Below are 16,314 nucleotides of genomic sequence, written 5' to 3' on the forward strand. Positions count from 1 at the left end.
GGCGAGTGGTCGGGGCGCCCCGGGCGAGTGGTCGGGGCGCCCCGGGTGGTCACGGTGCCGAACACCTCGGCGGGCCCGGTGGGTCGGAGGAGGAGGTCCTGATGAGGCATTGGCACGGGCACGGCTTCGGGCCCGGTGGAGGGCCGGGCGGCTGGGGCCTCGCCCTGATGGCGATCTTCGCGCTGGTCATCCTGGCGGTGCTGGTGCTCCTGGCCGTCGCGCTGTTCCGGTACGTCTCCCGGTCCCGGCAGCCGATCGCGCACGGCCCCGGCGCTGCGGGCGTCGGGCCGGGCGGCTGGGTGCAGGGGGCGACTCCGGAGCAGCTGGTCGCGGAGCGGTTCGCGCGGGGCGAGATCGATGCCGCGGAGTACCGGCACCGGCTGGAGACGCTGCGTTCCCCGGACGGGCCCGGGAGGCCGGGCGGGACTGTTGGGCAGGGTGGGCCAGGTGAGCCGAGTGGGCCGGGTGGCCCTGGCGGCGCGGGCGGGCCGGGCGGCGGCTGAGGCGTGGGGTTCCGGGGGAGCGGGTGAGTCCCGGCGCACGGGGTGCGGCGGGACTCACTGTCCGGTCTGTTCGGCTGTTCCGCCTGCCGACTTACTCGACGACCAGCTCGACCGGGATGTTGCCCCGGGTGGCTCGGGAGTACGGGCAGACCTCGTGGGCCTGCTTGACCAGCTGCAGGCCGCTCTCGCCCGCGAGCGCGTCGGGCAGCTCCACGCGCAGCACGACGGACAGGCCGAAGCCGGCGTCGTCCTTGCCGATCGACACCTCGGCGGTCACCGAGATCTCGCCGGTGTCCACCCGGGCCTGCCGGCCGACCAGGCCGAGGGCGCTGGCGAAGCAGGCGGCGTAACCCGCGGCGAACAGCTGCTCGGGGTTGGTTCCCTGGCCGCTGCCACCGAGCGCGGGCGGCATCGCGAGGGCGAGGTCGAGCTGGCCGTCCGAGCTGACGGCGCGGCCCTCACGGCCGTTGGCGGTGGCGGCGGCGGTGTAGAGCGCGTCCATGGTGGATCCCTTCGTGATGCGCGTCCGTGGTGCGTGGAGGTGCGCGGGGCGGGCGAAGTCGTCGTGCTTCGGCGGCGGCCGGTCCCTCGGTCGAGGTCGGGCCGCCGACTTCTCCATAAGTAGAGCACGCCATTCAATTGCGCACAACTAAATGGCGCGAATGTGATCGGTACCATGGGGTCATGACCACGCTCCCCGGCATGGCGGACGAGGAACTGCTCCGCCTCGACCAGCAGATCTGCTTCTCGCTCAACGCCGCCTCGCGCGCCTTCGGCGGCGTCTACCGGGTCCTGCTCCGGGATCTCGGGCTCACCTATCCGCAGTACCTGGTCATGCTGGTGCTCTGGGAGGACGGCGAACTGCCCGTCAAACGGATCGGCGAACGCCTGCGGCTCGACTCCGGCACCCTCTCCCCGCTTCTCAAGCGGCTGGAGGCGGCCGGACTGGTGCGCCGCGCGCGCAGCCGGGAGGACGAGCGGTCGGTGACCGTCAGCCTCACCGCCGAAGGGTCGGCGCTGCGCGAGCGGGCCGGGCAGGTGCCGCGCCGGCTGCTCGCCGCGACCGGGCTGCCGGTGGAGGACCTGGCGGCGCTGCACGCGCTGCTGGAGCGGGTGACCGTCGCGCTGGACTCGGCGGACGTGGAGCCGGCGCCGTAGCCGTCCGTGGCTGTCGCCGGCCGCGGCAGGGGCGCCGGAGGGCTTGTCAAGCCGATCGCCGACAGGGTGTGATCTGGGTCACGTTGACCCTGTCGGGTGATGGTCCGTGAGTGCGAACGGGCAGGTCAGCGCCGCTGTTTGAAAGTGAACGGAAACGTTCGCCAATTGTCCGCCCGAACCGGTCAACAACCCGTGCCTCCCGGACGGTTACACCACGAGCCCGCAAAGGGCCGTCGGCGTGCCACCCGGTGGGCCGGCCAGCTGACCCAGGAAAGGGGGCGCGTGTGAACACTCCCGGGCCGGGCGAGGAGCGAAGCCTGCGGGCCGACCCGCTCGACGACCTGCCGAACGACTTCGAGGCGTTCTTCACCCGCGAGAACACCGGCTACCTCCGCTACGCCCAGCAGCGCCTGCGCCACCGCGAGGACGCCCAGGACGCCGTGCAGAACGCAGGCACCACGCTCTACAAGAACTGGCGCCGGGCCCTGGCCAGCGAGGACCCGCAGGCCTTCGCCTTCAAGATCGTCAAGGACGCGGTGGTCGACGTCCTGCGCGAACGCCGCCGAGCCGAGCGCAAACGGCTGCGGGTGATCGCCCAGCGCCGCCCCGACACCAGCCAGGACGAGCTGGAGGAACTCGCCGAACTGGACGCCCTGGACTGGGCGATGGACGAGCTGGCGCGGGCCGCACCGGTCCAGGCGGACGTGGTCCGGCTGCGCCAGTCGGGCCTGTCCTACCCGGACATCGGCCGGTCGCTCGGCATCGCCCACACCACCGCCCGCACCTACTACAGCCTCGGGCGGCGCCACCTGGAGTACCTGCTGGAGCACCCGGACGACGGGCAGGCGACATGAAGGTCACCGCGCTGCTGCGCGCGCACGCCGCCGAGCTGGACCAGGACTTCCGTGACCATGACCCGGCGGCCTTCACCCGCCGGCTGGCCGAGCGACTGGCCGCCGCCCGGCGGCCCGTCCCGACCGGGCGTGAGCGCCCCGCCCGGCCGCCCGCCGTCGCCCGGCCGCCGCACGCCCTCGCGGCCGGGGACCATCCTCGGACCGCCGGGCGCTCCGAACTGCGGCGCGACCTGCGGCACCTGTGTGCGGGGGTGGCCGGAGCGGCGGAGCCGGGAGAACTGGCGCTGGACCTCGAACTCGCCGAGAAGGCCGCCTTCCGGACCCTCGGCTGCCTGCTCTACGGCATGGGCCGCACGGCGGACGGGGTCTTCTGGTGGCGGATCGCCGCGCAGTACGGGGACCAGCTGGCCGTCCACTGCCTGGCCGTGCACTACGCCGCCGAGGGCGAGCGGCGCGACGCGGCCCGTTGGGCCGCCGAGGCCGAGGACCTCAGCGGCCCGGGCCGGCTGCCGGAGCTGGCCCCGGAGGCCCGTCCGGGCTGCGCCGCCGAGCTGGCCCGGCTGCTGGCGGAACGGTACGACGGGGAGATCCTGCTGACCCTGCGGGACGCGGTGGCCCCACGGCCGGGGCCCGCCCACGCCGGGCTGCTGGGCGTACGGGCGGTGCGGGGGCGGGGGGCGGCGCGGATCCGGTGACGGGGCGCGGGTCAGGCGAGTCCGGAGAGGGCACTGCCGAGGTAGTCGGCGCCGAGCACGAGCGGGACGGCGATCATGATCGCCGCATTGTGCGCGGCCGTCCAGGCGCGCAACTCGCCGAGGGCGCGGGCCGAGCGGTCGGCACCCCGGAGCTGGACGGCGAGCGGCACGAGCGCACCCAGGGAGCCGATCAGCACCATCACGGCGGCGGCCAGGGCCATCGCCCCGGTGCCGGGCGGGGCGGCGGCGATCGAGGCGGCGCCGCCCACGGCCGGGAGGAGGGTGTTGGGACGGGTCCCGACCAGGGCCACGGCGAGCCCGACGGACCTGGCGGGGGTGAGGCGGTCGATCTCCAGCAGCCAGGCCGGGGGCGCGGTGACGTGCCCGGGGCGTGGACGGCTGCGCCACTGTCCGGCTGCCAGCAGGAGCAGCGCGGCGCCGAGGGCGAGCTTCAGCCAGGACGACCACGTCGGTGCGCCGCCCACCGGGTTCAGCGCGCTGCCCGCGACCACCACCAGCGCCACGACCGCTGCCAGACCGAGCACCCAGCCCGCCGTGAACGCGAGCCCGTTGGTCCGGCCACGCGGCGAGGCGAGCACCAGGAGCACGGCGATCAGCGGCAGCGGACTGAGCGCGACCGCCACCGCCGAGGCCAGCATCGGACCGATCGCCTCACCCATCCCCGGACCTGCCTTCCCGTCGGTGGGCGCCGTCCGCCATTCAGCTACCTCCGGGGGCCGGGCGCACGGCCGGTTCGGCCGTTCGGCTGAGGGCTGCTCCGGTGGGCGGGCCGATCGGCGGGCCGGTGGGCCGGCGAGTGGGCCGGAACGGCCCGGGGCCGCCGCACCGGTGTGGTGCGACGGCCCCGGGACCGGCTGCGACGGGCAGCGGGCCGGTCAGTCGGTGCCGGACTCCATCGCCGCGTGGTCGAGCGCGGTGGACTCCGCCTCGTCGCCGGTGCCTGCGGCGATCGGCGCCGCACCGCCCGGGGCGAGCTCGCCGATCAGGCCGCTCCACTGCGCCAGCTGGCCGTGGCCCGCGTACAGCTCCAGCTTGTTGCGCGAGTCGGCGATGTCCAGGTTGCGCATGGTCAGCTGGCCGATCCGGTCGTCCGGGACGAAGGCGGCGTCGACGCTGCGCTCCATCGACAGCTTCTCGGGGTGGTAGCTGAAGTGCGGGCCCTGGGTGTCGATCACCGAGTAGTCCTGGCCGCGCCGCAGGCGCAGCGTGACGCTGCCGGTGACGGCCTGGCCGACCCACTTCTGCAGGCTGTCGCGCAGCATCAGCGCCTGCGGGTCGAACCAGCGGCCCTCGTACATCAGGCGGCCGAGGCGCCGCCCCTGGGTGTGGTAGGTGGCGAGGGTGTCCTCGTTGTGGATCGCGTTCAGCAGGCGCTCGTAGGCGATGTGCAGCAGCGCCATGCCGGGGGCCTCGTAGATGCCGCGGCTCTTGGCCTCGATGATCCGGTTCTCGATCTGGTCCGACATGCCCAGGCCGTGCCGCCCACCGATGTGGTTGGCCTCGTGCACCAGATCGACAGCGGTGTCGAACTCACGGCCGTTGATCCTGACCGGCCGGCCGAACTCGAACTCGACGGTGACGTCCTCGGTCCGGATCTCGACGGCCGGGTCCCAGAAGGCGACGCCCATGATCGGGGCGACGATCTCCAGCGAGGCGTCCAGGAACTCCAGCCGCTTGGCCTCGTGGGTGGCGCCCCAGATGTTCGCGTCGGTGGAGTAGGCCTTCTCGGCGGAGTCCCGGTACGGCAGGTCGCGCTCGGCGAGCCACTCCGACATCTCCTTGCGGCCGCCGAGCTGGTCGACGAAGGCCTGGTCCAGCCAGGGCTTGTAGATCCGGAGGCTGGGGTTGGCGAGCAGGCCGTAGCGGTAGAACCGCTCGATGTCGTTGCCCTTGTAGGTGGAACCGTCGCCCCAGATGGAGACGCCGTCCTCCTGCATGGCCCGCACCAGCAGGGTGCCGGTCACAGCACGGCCGAGCGGGGTGGTGTTGAAGTAGGTCTGCCCGGCGGAGCGGATGTGGAACGCGCCGCAGGCGAGGGCGGCCAGGCCCTCCTCGACCAGCGGGGCCCGGCAGTCGATCAGGCGCGCCTGCTCGGCGCCGTAGGCGCGGCCACGGGCCGGGACGTCGGCGAGGTTCGGCTCGTCGTACTGGCCGATGTCGGCCGTGTAGGCGTAGGGGACGGCGCCGTGTTCGCGCATCCACGCGACCGCGACGGAGGTGTCCAACCCACCGGAGAATGCGATGCCGATCCGTTCACCGACCGGCAGCTTGCTCAAGACCTTCGACATGCATGCACCCTTGACCCACCCGCGCGGCGCGGGCTCCTGATTTGGCGACGTGTGAGGGGATTCGGCCTGTTTGATCCGATGCCCGCACTCTGGCATAGATTTGCAGAGTACCGCAAGAGCATACGGACGCGTCGGTCGGGGCCGCCGCTCGCGCAGGGTGCTGCGGGCGCTCGTCGGTCGGGGTAAGTCCGCTGAGCGGCAGGTGGGTTGGGGTTGCGAAGCGGGTGGGGGTGACGGCCGGCTTCGGGATGCGGTGCGGTGGGGGCGGTGGACGGGACGGGCCGGACTCCCGGGAGTGGGAAGTCCGGCCCGTCTGCGCTGCGGCGGGGTGTCAGGGTGTGGGGCCCGGTTCCCGTCGGCGCGGTTCCCGGTGGGGTGCGCGGGAGGCGCGGGCGAGCAGCCATGCCGAGCGGGAGGCCAGGAAGCCCAGCCCGAGGGCCACCAGGTGTCCGGCGTCGGCCAGTTGCTGATCCGTCGCCCACGCCGCGGCCAGCGTCAGGGCGAGGGCCGGCAGGCCGAACCGGCGCAGCACGGGTGGCCCCAGGGCGAGCAGGCAGCCGGCGGTGGCGACCAGTCCGTAGCTGATCCCCACGTCCCGCGCCCGGGAGAGCGCCCCCGGGATCCGGGCGACCAGCATCACCCACATGGCGCCCTCGGTGAGCAGGGTCGCGCCCACGTGCCCGAAGGCGAACACCGCGCCGGCGCGGGCCGCGCCCCAGCGCCACTCGGCCAGGCCCAGGACCACGGCGACGGCGGCGATGCCCGCCCAGGCCGGGACCCCGTCGACCACCAGGCCGCTGGAGAACAGCGTCCACCACTTGCCCACTTCCATGTGGTGCACGTTGCTGCTGTTGTGCCGGACGAACCGGGCCCGCTCCGCGTGGCCCTGGGTGGCGAGCCAGGAGGCGGTGACGGTCAGCAGGACGACGTAGACGGTGGTGAGCCGCAGGCGCAGGGCCGTCGCGGCGGAGGCCGCTCCGAGCGCGGCCGTTCTGGAGGGCGTTCCGGCGGAAGCTCCGGGCGTCGGACGCCGGGCGGCGGCCGGGTCGGTGTCGGTCGGTTTCGTCGTTCCGAGGCGGTCCCTCATCGTGCCTGGCGCCCTTGCTGTGCGGTATCCGGTGCCCGGCGGCTCCGTGGGCGGCCGGGGATCCAGCCTATGCCAGTCCGGGAGGACCGCCGTGGCCGCGGTAATCGGCCGGACACCCCCGGCGGGGCCCGGGCGGCGGGCGGCGCAGGGGTGGAGGCGGGAACCGGGGCGGGGCCGGATCACCCGTACGGGTCGTCGCGGCGGCGGGCGGAGCCGGGACCGGGCGAGGGTGAGGGGGACCGTCGAGGAGGCGCCGATGACCGGCAGCACCACCGGCGTGCCGCAGGCGCGCCGGGGGGCCTGGTGGACGCGGGCCGCCCGGGCGGTGTGGCGCTACGTCCGGCGGGCCCCCGGCACCTACGTCTGGCTGGCGATCCTGCTGGTCACCACAGAGGTGATCCGGCACGTCGACGCGGCGACCGCCGACCGCATCCTGCGGCGCCGCTCGACCAACCTGCACCACCTACAGGTCTCGCCGGTCCGGGTGCTGGCGACCAGCGCGCTCTGGATCGCGGGCGGCGGCTGGCTGGGCTACTTCGCGCTGTACAACGTGTTCCACGTGCCGGCCGAACGCTGGCTGGGCACGCTGCGCTGGCTCTCGGTGGCGGTCCTGGCGCACATCGGCGCGACCTACCTCAGCGAGGGCCTCCTCGGCTGGGCGATCCACCGGGGCCTGGCCGCGCCGAGAGCCGTCTACACCCTCGACTACGGCGTCAGTTACGCGCTCGCCGGGGTGGTCGGGGTGCTCACCTACCTGATCGTGCGGCCCTGGCGGTACCTGTACCTGGCGGGGGTGCTGACCGTGTACGTCCTCGGTGTCTTCCAGAGCCGGGACCACACCGCCATCGGTCACCTCAGCGCGGCGCTGATCGGGCTCGCCTGCTACCCGTTGACCAGGGACCGGCCGGGGGAGTTCGATCCGGCCGCCTCGGCGCGCGCGCTCCGGCGGCGGCTGCACCTGCGGCTGCGCCGGCGGTGACCGGTCGCCGGACCGTGGCGGGCACCGGGCATTCGGTGAATGCCAACTGTTCGAAACGGTACGGGTCTTAACCGTTTCTTACCGTACGGACCTTCCCCGAACCGGGCGGACCGAGCAGGCTTGGCCCCCTGTTTCGCCGGGGTCGCGCGACCGCGCGGCCGGCCACAGGGGAGGACCGCACTCGTGCCCATCAGGCAACACCGACGGCTGCTGCTGAGCGCCGTCACGCTCACCGCCCTCGGACTGACCACCAGCCAGGCGCTCGCCGCGCCGTCGGCGCAGTCCGCACCGCAACCCTGGCAGGTGCAGCACCAGGCGGACATCGGAAAGCAGCACGCGGAGAAGACCGGGGCCACCACCACCCGGTCGACCTTCAGCCCCAAGGCCGACTCGGAGGCCGGGGACGGCGGCGACGAGGCGGAGAACTCCGCCGAGGGCGTCGCGCAGTACACCGAGGCGCGCACCGCGCCCGGTGTCGTCGCGCCGGGTGCGTACGGCGCGGCGTGGTCGCAGCTCCAGTCGATGCCGCACACCGACGGCAGCTGGAAGCACGTCACCGACAAGCCGTACAACTCGGACGACCCGCGCTACCGGGACGTCAACTCCAACTCCAGCGGCGGCGCCGGGCTGGTGACCGGTCGGATCACCGGCATCGCGGCCGACAACAAGGGCTACGTCTACGCGGGCGGCGCCAACGGCGGTGTGTTCCGCTCCCGCACCGGCGGCGGCCAGTGGCAGCCGATCGCGGACAAGCTGCCGACGCTGTCGACGGGCACGCTGAACCTGGACGAGGGCGGGCGGCTCTGGTACGCCACCGGCGAGTCCAACACCGGTGCCACCTCCTACGTCGGCACCGGTGTGTACGTGCTGTCCGACCCGCAGCACGGGAAGTTCCAGCCGGGCGACCGGGTGGGCGGCGCCGAGCTGGAGTCGACCATCATCCACGCGCTGCGCTTCGGTGGCGGCAAGGTGTGGGCGGCCACCAGCCGGGGTGTCTGGAGCCACTCGACGTCCGATCTGAGCGGGCCGTGGACGCTGGAGTTCGCGCCGAATCCGGACTACCTGCCGGGCGGTTCGAAGGCCAAGGACCCGAGTGCGCCGTACAAGAACATCGCCAACGACATCGCGATCGACCCCAGGGACCCGTCGAAGGTGATCCTGGCGGTCGGCTGGCGCGGCGGCGACACCTACAACGGCTTCTACAGCAAGGCCGCGGACGGCAGTTGGCAGCGGGTGTCCTCGCTCGGCGACCTGCCCACCGACGCCGCGAACGTCGGCAACGTGACCTTCGCGCGCTCGGCGGACGGCTCGCGCTACTACGCGATCGACCAGTCGCCGGACGTCGCGGCGCACAACCCGGACACCGGCCTGAAGGGCATCTACGTCTCCAAGTCCGGTTCGCCGTCCGGCCCCTGGACGCTGATCGCGGACAAGGACAAGCCGAAGGGATCCGGCTCCGCCCTTCAGGATCCGGGTTACCAGCCCGGCATCCAGTCCTGGTACAACCAGTCCCTCCAGGTCGACCCGGCCAACCCGGACCACGTCTACGCCGGTCTGGAGGAGGTGTTCGAGACCACCGACGGCGGTGCCAAGTGGGCGACCGTCGGGCCGTACTGGAACAACGGCTTCCCGTGTTGGAGCATCGACCCGAGCAAGCAGACGGGTGACTGCTCGCCGACCGTGCACTCCGACCAGCACGCCGTCGCCTTCGGCAGCTACCAGGGCAAGGTGAACGTCTACGTCGGCAACGACGGCGGGATCTACCGGCGCCCGGGCAACGGGCAGTTGGACGCCTGGGGCCACGGCAAGGACTGGACGTCGCTCAACGACGGCACCATGGACACCCTCCAGTACTACTCGGTCGGCGTCGGCAAGGACCCGGCGGACAAGTCCGGCCGCGGCGTCATCGTCAGCGGCGGCTTGCAGGACAACGGCGAGTCGATCCTGCGCGCCCACGACAAGGTGATGGGCTCCAATTTCGGCGGCGACGGTGGCGACACCATGGTCGACCCGGACAACGGCTGCAACATCGCCGAGGAGTACGTCTACCTCGACATGTGGGTCACCCAGAACTGTGCGGTGAACGACGGCAGCTGGACGAAGGACCCGGGCACGGCCACCTCCTACGAGGTCGCCCCGCCCGACAAAGACGCCAGTGCCGCCCGGTTCATCGCGCCGATGACCAGCGACCCCAAGGACACCAACACCTGGGTCGCCGGCGGCCAGCACGTCTGGGTCCAGCACAAGGGCTACGCCATCCGCAGCGGCAGCGAGTGGACGTCCGCGTACGACCTCGGCGCCGGACACGTCGCCACCGCCGTGGCCACCGTCAACGGCACGGTGTACGCGGGCTGGTGCGGCCCGTGCAACAACCAGGGCTTCAGCCGCGGCATCGCGGTCGGCAACACGGACGGCACCGGCTGGCACCAGCTCAACCTTCCCGTCGACGGCACCGTGCCCAACCGCTACATCTCCTCCTTCGCCGTCGACGGGAAGGACGCCCGGCACGTCTTCGTCGCGATCAACGGTTTCTCCCGGACCTGGACCGAGGGCCCCGGCGCCGGCAACGGCCACCTCTTCGAGACCCGCGACGGCGGCGCCACCTGGACCGACGTCTCGGCCAACCTGCCCGACGTCCCGGCGACCTCGGTCAAGCTCCTGCCCAACGGCGGCCTCGCCCTCGGCACCGACCTCGCCGCCTTCTACCGCGCGCCGGGCGAGCGCGACTTCTCGGTGCTCGGCCGGAACCTGCCCACCACCGCCGTGCAGCAGCTGAAGACCGGCCCGGACGGGCGCCTCTACGCCGCCACCTTCGGCCGCGGCATCTGGTCGATCAACCCTTGCGAGCTGTCCGAGGACAACGACAGCCAGGGCTGACCGGCCGCTCCGTTCCGGTGCCCGGTCCGCTCCTCGGGAGCGGACCGGGCACCGGCGTTTCCCCACGCGTGCGCAACGCCGTCCCCCGAGCACCCGCACCGCCCGGGCCGGGGTCGCCTGGACCTTCGGCATACCCGAGACCGCCCACCACCCGCGGCGCGAGACCCGACCGCTCCGGCGTCCGGCGCCGGGCACCCGGCGCCGGACGGCGGGCTGCGCGTGTTGACCCTCACCCCACGTCAGGCCGCACGGTGGGGCACGGCGCACCGGGCGACGGCTCGATGCACGGATGCACGGATCATCAGGAGGACACCATGAGCTGGTCGGTCGGACAGGTCGCCGGATTCGCCGGAGTCACGGTGCGGACCCTGCACCACTACGACCGGTCCGGGCTGCTGTCGCCCAGCGATCGCAGTCCGGCCGGCTACCGGCTCTACAACGCGGCGGACCTCACCAGGCTCCAGCAGATCCTCTTCTACCGGGAACTCGGCTTCCCGCTCGACGAGATCGCCACGATCCTGGCCGACCCGCTCGCCGACGCGCTGGACCACCTGCTTGCCCGGCGCGACGCACTCACCGAGCAGATCACGCGGCTGCAGAAGCTGGTGGACGTCGCGGAACGGGCGATCGAGGTCCAGCGCACCGGGATCGAACTCACCCCGGAGGAACGGTTCGAGGTCTTCGGCGACGTCGTCTTCGACCTCAGCTACGCCGCCGACGCCCACCTCAAGTGGGGTGAGCAGGAAGGCCACCGGGAGGCCCTGGCGCGCGCCGCCGCCCACACGAAGGAGGACTGGCGGCGCCTGATGGCCGAGGCCGCCGACTGGCGCGGGCGGTTGCTCGACGCCTTCGACCAGGGCCTGGCCGCCGACCACCAGGAGGTGCTGGACCTCGCCGAGGAGCACCGCCGGCACATCGCCCGCTGGTTCACGCCCTGCCCGCCCGAGACGCACTGCCGGATCGCCGACGACTACGAGGCGGACGCCCGGGCCTTCGCCCTCGTGGTGCCACCGGCCGAGCAGCGCCCCGGCCTGGCCGGCTACCTGCGCAGCGCCATCGGTGCCAACGCCGAGCGGCGTGCCGGGGCGGGCGGCCCGGAGGCGGCTCGATGAGGATCCTTGTCATGGCGGCAGGCTCGTACGGCGATGTCGCCCCGTACACCGGGCTCGGTGTCCGGCTCCGGGACGAGGGGCACGACGTCGCCGTCGCCGCGCCGGAGACCTTCCGTGAACTGGTGAGCGGCAGTGGCCTCGAGTTCCGTTCGCTGCCGGTCGACCCTCGGGGCGGGGCGTCGGAGGGGGAGGAGGGACGCTCCTCACTCCTTGCGCGGGCCGCGGCCTTCGTGGAGCGGCTCGGTGACGGGCTTGCCGACGCGGCTGCCCCGGGTGCCGACCTGCTGCTGCTCGCCACGACGACGGCACCGCTCGGCTGGCACCTGGCCGAGGCGATGGAGCTGCCGAGCTTCGGAACCTACCTCCAACCCACGCTACCGACCGGGGAGTTCCCGCCGGTGGTCGGCCCGGGCCGCTCGCTCGGCCGCTGGGGCAACCGGGCGGCGGGTGCGCTCGGCCAGCGGGTGGTGGACCGGCTGCACGCCGGGGCGGCGCGGCGACTGCGGATGCGGCTGGGGCTGCCCGCCCGCTCCCAAACGGCGCGCCGACGGGCGGTGGAACGCGCGAACTGGCCGGTCCTGCACGGGTTCAGTCCCGTGCTGGTGCCGCGCCCGGCCGACTGGCGGGAGGGGCTGACGGTGGTCGGCAACTGGTGGCCGCACGTCGCCGTCGACTACCGGCTCCCGGCGGAGGTCGAGGACTTCCTGCAGGCCGGGCCGCCGCCGGTGTTCATCGGGTTCGGCAGCATGGGGGGCGGCCAGGGCGAGCGGCTCGGTGAGCTCGCGGTCGAGGCACTGCGGCGCGCGGGTGCGCGGGGTGTGCTGCAGTCCGGCTGGGCCGACCTCGGAGCCGGTGGGGACGACGTGCTGACCGTCGGCGAGCTGCCGCACTCCCATCTGTTCCCACGCATGGCGGCCGTCGTTCACCACGCGGGTGCCGGGACGACGGCTGCGGCCCTGTCCGCGGGTGTGCCGAGCGTGCCGGTGCCGGTGACGGCCGACCAGCCGTTCTGGGCGGGTCGGATCACGCGGCTCGGTGCGGCCACCGGCCCGGTACCGTTCACCGAGCTGACCGCAGCCCGGCTGGGCGAGGCCGTCCGGCAGGCCGTCGAGGACCGGTCGTACCGGGACCGCGCGGAGGCGGCGGCCCGCGAGATGGCGGGGGAGGACGGTGCGGCACGGGTGGCGGAGGCGGTGGCGGAGCTGCCGCTGCGCTGACGCCGAACGGTGGTTCGCGGTCGTTGCGGTGTGTGAAGCGGGGTCCTACCTGGTGCCGGGGCGAGTTCGGCCCCCTGGCCGGATGAGCCCCCGCATCACCCACGCCCTCGCCCGCACCGGCCGCGGAGCAGGGGCCCTCGGGCCACGGTGTGCTCCTGCCAGTCGAGCAGCACGGTGTTCCGCAGCTGCGGAGCCAGCGGGGCGGGGCAGTGCGGCGGAGGAACGGCAGGTCAGGGGGCCCGGGCGATCAGGAGGGGCTGGAAGAAACCGGTGTCGGCGGGCTCCGCCCAGCCGATGTCGGCGAGACCCACCTCGGCGGCGAAGCCGCTCAACTGCGCCTGGCTGAGCGCCCAGTAGCGGGAGCGGAGGACCGCGACCTGCCACTGCCCGGTGTCGTCCGGTAGCAGCCGGAACAGCTCCAGGTCGTACCGCTCGCCGTCCTCGCGCCACTGCCAGAGCTGGAAGACGACCGACCGCCGGCCGTCCCGCTCGGCGGTCTGCGGCGGGGTGGAGGCCGGGCGGTCGCGGCGCAGCCGGTCGTAGGGTCGGGTGGAGACCAGCAGCAGCCCGCCCGGACGCAGGACCCGGCGCATCTCGCCCAACGCGGCCCGGACGTCCTCGGCCGTGAGCAGGTGGGGCAGCGCGTTGTCGGCGCACACCACGACGTCGAAGCGCCCGTCCGGGAAAGGGAGCCGGCGCATGTCGGCCGCAGCCGCGGGCAGCCGGAGCCTGCGCCCGGCGGCCTCGGCGGTGGCCCGGGCGGCGGCGACCGGGCTGAGGTCGGTGCCGGTGACCGGGTGGCCGAGCGCGGCCAGGCCGATCGCCTGGGTGCCGATGCCGCAGGCGCAGTCCAGCACCTCGGCGGGGCCGGGCCCCAGGCGGGCGCGGATCAATGCGTCCAGCGCGGCGCCCTGACGGGCCAGGGAGGCGTCCCAGTCGGCGTAGAGCAGGTGGTAGTCGTCGGCGAAGTCGTCGTAGAAGCGACCGAGGGCGGATCGGGACATGTCGTCGGAGTCTCCACGGGTGGGGGCTGGGGGGAACGGTGCGCGTGCCGGTGCGGTGCCGGATGCGACGTCCGCCCGCCCGGCATGCGGCTATCCTCGCCCGGACGTACCGACACGGAGTACCGGCTTTCGCGGCCGCGGTTCCGGACCGGAGGAAAGGGGCGGGCCGTGGAACGAATACCGGACGAGGAGCTGTTGGAGGGGCTGCGCCCGCTGCTGGAGGCCGGTGAGGCCGTCCTCGGTTACGAGCCGGACGGGCCCGGGCAGGGATTCGCCGACCGGTGCTGGGTGCTGAACACCTTGCGGGTGGACGGGCGGCCGGTGCGCTGGGCCGAGGCGCTGGCCGGAGTCTGCGGCCGGTGACGGCCCACCGCGGCAGACTGGACGAGGCGGTGGCCCACTACGATGCCCGGCCGGACGGCGGTCAGTTCCCCGCGCACTGGTGGCCCTCCGACCGCTCCTGGTTCGTCCTCACCAACTGGGACCTCAGCGCCACCGAGGTCTTCGGCCCGCCCGCCCTGATCGCCGAGCTCCTCGACGACACCGGCCTGGAGGCCGTCCGCCACCCGCGCATCGCGGAGGTCCCGGACGGCACCGCGCGGTGGCCGCGGTGATCGAGCTGCCGGAGGGGTCCTGGTGGGACTGGGACGTGCACTCCTGGCGCCCGGGCGAGCTGCGCCTGGCCGCCGGCCACGACCTCTGCTACCCGGTCGAGCCGCTGCCGTTCGCGGACGAGGCCTTCGACCTGGTCAGCAGTCGGCACCCGGTGCGGGCCTGGTGGACGGAGATCGCCCGGGTCCTGCGGCCGGGCGGGGCGTACTTCGCCCAACACGTGGGCCCGGCTTCCGTGTTCGAGCTGGTCGAGTACTTCCTCGGGCCGCAGCCCGAGGCGCGCGAGGGACGCCGCCCCGAGGCGGAGAGCGCAGAGGCGCGGGCGGCCGGGCTGGAGGTGGTGGACCTGCGCTCGGAGCGGCTGCGGATGGAGTTCACGACATCGGCGCGGTGGTGTACTTCCTGCGCAAGGTCGTCTGGATGGTCCCGGGCTTCACCGTCGACGCGTACCGGGACCGGCTGCGCGAGCTGGACGCCCTGATCCGGGCCGAGGGCCCGGTCGTGGCCCATTCGGCGCGGTTCCTGATCGAGGCCCGTAAGCCGTAGCGGGAACGGTACGGTGAGCCGCCCTCTGTGCGAACCGAAGAGATCCGACTCGCTGACGGCCTTCCGCCTCGACCCGTCGTCCGGGGCCGCGACCCAGGCCGGTGTCCCCGAGAAGGTTTTGTCGCCGTCCAACTCAGCCCGCCGCCAGCGGAATACGTGTGGCACGACCTGCGGGCCGAGCACCGGCAGGAACGGTTCGGCCCGGGGAACCGCTACCAGCAGTGGCTGGCCGTGGACATCGGCACCGGCGCCGTGTGGTTCGGGGACACCGACTGGCGGACACCGGGTGAGGATTCCTCCCCGAGGCTCCCGGGACATCGGCGGACCGAGGTCGGAGACGGGGCCCTGCCCACGCCCGCTGTTCTCGTGCACCCGTTCACCCACCGTGCCGCCGACGGTCAGGGCCCGTGTACCTGGCGGTTCTTCACGGCCGCCGAGCTTCACGCACTGGCCGAGCTACTACTGCCCACGGTTCAGCGGGTGATCGATTCCCTGCACCGGGTGGGCCCGGCCGGCGACCTGGAGCGGTCCGCCGAGGCCGCCACGGCCTGGTCCGATCTCGAACGGGCCTGCGACCACACGTCCGACGCGACGGGCGCGGTGGTCTGGGCCGGCCCCCGGGCCAGTCGGGTCCCCGGCTCGCGGGTCGAAGGGGCGGAGTTCCTCGCCCGGAATCCGGAGCTGTGCGATCCGTCCTGGTCGACGGCCACTGACGCGGAGCTGGACGCCTACGCCGCCTACGAGCCAGTTTCCGGTTACGGCGGCGTTCCGGGACGGATGTGCGCTCCGGCGCACGTTCACATCGAGGAGGGCTATACGTTCTACGGCCATCGCGCGGCCCTGTACGCCTACCGCGCCACCGCGTGCGGCGGCCGCACGCCGGTCGAGGCCGGGATCTGGTTCCGGACCAGCGACGCCGGACGTGCCGCGTGGGAGGCCGCCAAGGTCGTGGGCGCGAGTCTCGCCGACGCCACGGACTGTGTACTGGATCACCTCGCCGACACGTTCCGCGGTGCCGCGGACCACGACGGCGTTGTTCTCACCGGGCTGCCGGCCCATCTGTGGCAACAGCGGGCCGAGGAAAGGGCGGCCGTCGACGAGACGCTCGCCGCCACCGGCGAGGAGCTGAAGCGGCTGGAGGAGATGGTCAAGGAAGTCCGGCGCGTGCGCAACACCGTCCTCACCAGGGTCCTCAGTTGGAACGACGGACGGGACGACGAGCAGATCGCCGGTCTGGCCGCGACGTCCCCGACGGCCGTGGCCGAGTGGCGCGAGCGGCTCACGGCGAACCAGAGCGGGCGTCCGGAGTAGCGGGAGGGCCGCCGCAGGAGTCCCGGCCCGGCGGGTGGAGCGTCCGGTGG

The 16,314-nt window shown here is 73.5% G+C and carries 16 protein-coding genes and 2 pseudogenes; 13 read left to right on the forward strand and 5 right to left on the reverse strand.

Annotated elements, in window-relative coordinates:
* Window positions 1–101 precede the first annotated feature (101 nt).
* The gene (locus ACH4J0_RS25095; protein ID WP_396242796.1) at window positions 102–503 is read left to right on the forward strand and encodes a hypothetical protein; all 402 of its coding nucleotides are present in this window, start codon (window positions 102–104) and stop codon (window positions 501–503) included.
* A 91-nt stretch (window positions 504–594) separates the two neighbouring features.
* Here the strand turns inward: ACH4J0_RS25095 and ACH4J0_RS25100 are convergent, their stop codons facing one another.
* The gene (locus tag ACH4J0_RS25100) at window positions 595–1,005 is read right to left on the reverse strand and encodes an organic hydroperoxide resistance protein (protein WP_396242797.1); all 411 of its coding nucleotides are present in this window, start codon (window positions 1,003–1,005) and stop codon (window positions 595–597) included.
* Between the two features lie 182 nt (window positions 1,006–1,187).
* Here ACH4J0_RS25100 and ACH4J0_RS25105 point away from each other — a divergent pair, with 182 nt between their 5' ends.
* The 3 genes from ACH4J0_RS25105 (at window position 1,188) to ACH4J0_RS25115 (ending at window position 3,210) form a co-directional block, all read left to right on the forward strand.
* Window positions 1,188–1,661: a MarR family winged helix-turn-helix transcriptional regulator gene (locus ACH4J0_RS25105; RefSeq protein ID WP_396242799.1), complete on the forward strand. Its 474-nt coding sequence runs from the start codon at window positions 1,188–1,190 to the stop codon at window positions 1,659–1,661.
* Between the two features lie 284 nt (window positions 1,662–1,945).
* Window positions 1,946–2,515 carry an RNA polymerase sigma factor gene (locus tag ACH4J0_RS25110; protein ID WP_396242800.1) on the forward strand — a complete coding sequence of 190 codons (570 nt, stop codon included), beginning with the start codon at window positions 1,946–1,948 and terminating at the stop codon, window positions 2,513–2,515.
* On the forward strand, window positions 2,512–3,210 hold the full coding sequence (locus ACH4J0_RS25115; RefSeq protein ID WP_396242801.1) for a hypothetical protein: 699 nt from the start codon (window positions 2,512–2,514) through the stop codon (window positions 3,208–3,210). The genes ACH4J0_RS25110 and ACH4J0_RS25115 overlap by 4 nt, the downstream gene beginning before the upstream one ends.
* 11 nt (window positions 3,211–3,221) lie before the next feature.
* Here ACH4J0_RS25115 and ACH4J0_RS25120 read toward each other — a convergent pair whose 3' ends face one another.
* From ACH4J0_RS25120 to ACH4J0_RS25130, 3 genes are all read right to left on the reverse strand, one after another.
* A complete protein-coding gene (locus tag ACH4J0_RS25120) occupies window positions 3,222–3,890 on the reverse strand; it encodes a GAP family protein (RefSeq protein ID WP_396242802.1) in 669 nt (222 codons plus the stop codon).
* 216 nt (window positions 3,891–4,106) lie between these two features.
* Window positions 4,107–5,519 carry an argininosuccinate synthase gene (gene argG, locus ACH4J0_RS25125; protein WP_396242803.1) on the reverse strand — a complete coding sequence of 471 codons (1,413 nt, stop codon included), beginning with the start codon at window positions 5,517–5,519 and terminating at the stop codon, window positions 4,107–4,109.
* A 331-nt stretch (window positions 5,520–5,850) separates the two neighbouring features.
* Window positions 5,851–6,606 (reverse strand): rhomboid-like protein, encoded by a 756-nt coding sequence (locus ACH4J0_RS25130; protein ID WP_396242804.1) that lies wholly within the window; start codon window positions 6,604–6,606, stop codon window positions 5,851–5,853.
* A gap of 256 nt (window positions 6,607–6,862) precedes the next feature.
* Here ACH4J0_RS25130 and ACH4J0_RS25135 point away from each other — a divergent pair, with 256 nt between their 5' ends.
* The 5 genes and pseudogenes from ACH4J0_RS25135 (at window position 6,863) to ACH4J0_RS25155 (ending at window position 12,791) form a co-directional block, all read left to right on the forward strand.
* On the forward strand, window positions 6,863–7,585 hold the full coding sequence (locus ACH4J0_RS25135; protein ID WP_396242805.1) for a rhomboid-like protein: 723 nt from the start codon (window positions 6,863–6,865) through the stop codon (window positions 7,583–7,585).
* A gap of 183 nt (window positions 7,586–7,768) precedes the next feature.
* Complete coding sequence (locus tag ACH4J0_RS25140) at window positions 7,769–10,462, forward strand: glycosyl hydrolase (protein WP_396242806.1); 2,694 nt, start codon at window positions 7,769–7,771, stop codon at window positions 10,460–10,462.
* Window positions 10,463–10,541: 79 nt separating this feature from the next.
* Window positions 10,542–10,688 (forward strand): annotated as a pseudogene (locus ACH4J0_RS25145) (DUF6745 domain-containing protein); the annotation flags it as partial.
* 88 nt (window positions 10,689–10,776) lie between these two features.
* Window positions 10,777–11,574: a MerR family transcriptional regulator gene (locus ACH4J0_RS25150; RefSeq protein WP_396242807.1), complete on the forward strand. Its 798-nt coding sequence runs from the start codon at window positions 10,777–10,779 to the stop codon at window positions 11,572–11,574.
* A complete protein-coding gene (locus ACH4J0_RS25155) occupies window positions 11,571–12,791 on the forward strand; it encodes a glycosyltransferase (protein WP_396242808.1) in 1,221 nt (406 codons plus the stop codon). Before ACH4J0_RS25150 ends, ACH4J0_RS25155 begins: the two co-directional genes overlap by 4 nt.
* Before the next feature lie 230 nt (window positions 12,792–13,021).
* Here ACH4J0_RS25155 and ACH4J0_RS25160 read toward each other — a convergent pair whose 3' ends face one another.
* The gene (locus ACH4J0_RS25160; RefSeq protein WP_396242809.1) at window positions 13,022–13,795 is read right to left on the reverse strand and encodes a class I SAM-dependent methyltransferase; all 774 of its coding nucleotides are present in this window, start codon (window positions 13,793–13,795) and stop codon (window positions 13,022–13,024) included.
* Window positions 13,796–13,963: 168 nt separating this feature from the next.
* On the opposite strand from ACH4J0_RS25160, the gene ACH4J0_RS25165 reads away from it, so the two are divergent.
* From ACH4J0_RS25165 to ACH4J0_RS25180, 4 genes and pseudogenes are all read left to right on the forward strand, one after another.
* Entirely contained in the window at window positions 13,964–14,158 is a 195-nt protein-coding gene (locus tag ACH4J0_RS25165; RefSeq protein WP_396242810.1) for a hypothetical protein, read from the forward strand.
* The gene (locus ACH4J0_RS25170) at window positions 14,155–14,409 is read left to right on the forward strand and encodes a hypothetical protein (protein ID WP_396242811.1); all 255 of its coding nucleotides are present in this window, start codon (window positions 14,155–14,157) and stop codon (window positions 14,407–14,409) included. The genes ACH4J0_RS25165 and ACH4J0_RS25170 overlap by 4 nt, the downstream gene beginning before the upstream one ends.
* 101 nt (window positions 14,410–14,510) lie before the next feature.
* Window positions 14,511–14,953, forward strand: a pseudogene (locus tag ACH4J0_RS25175) (methyltransferase domain-containing protein); the annotation flags it as partial.
* A 156-nt stretch (window positions 14,954–15,109) separates the two neighbouring features.
* Window positions 15,110–16,264, forward strand: coding sequence for a hypothetical protein (locus ACH4J0_RS25180; RefSeq protein WP_396242812.1), 1,155 nt, complete (start codon window positions 15,110–15,112; stop codon window positions 16,262–16,264).
* Window positions 16,265–16,314: the final 50 nt, after the last annotated feature.

The sequence above is a fragment of the Kitasatospora sp. NPDC017646 genome (assembly GCF_044329365.1).
GTDB lineage: Bacteria > Actinomycetota > Actinomycetes > Streptomycetales > Streptomycetaceae > Kitasatospora.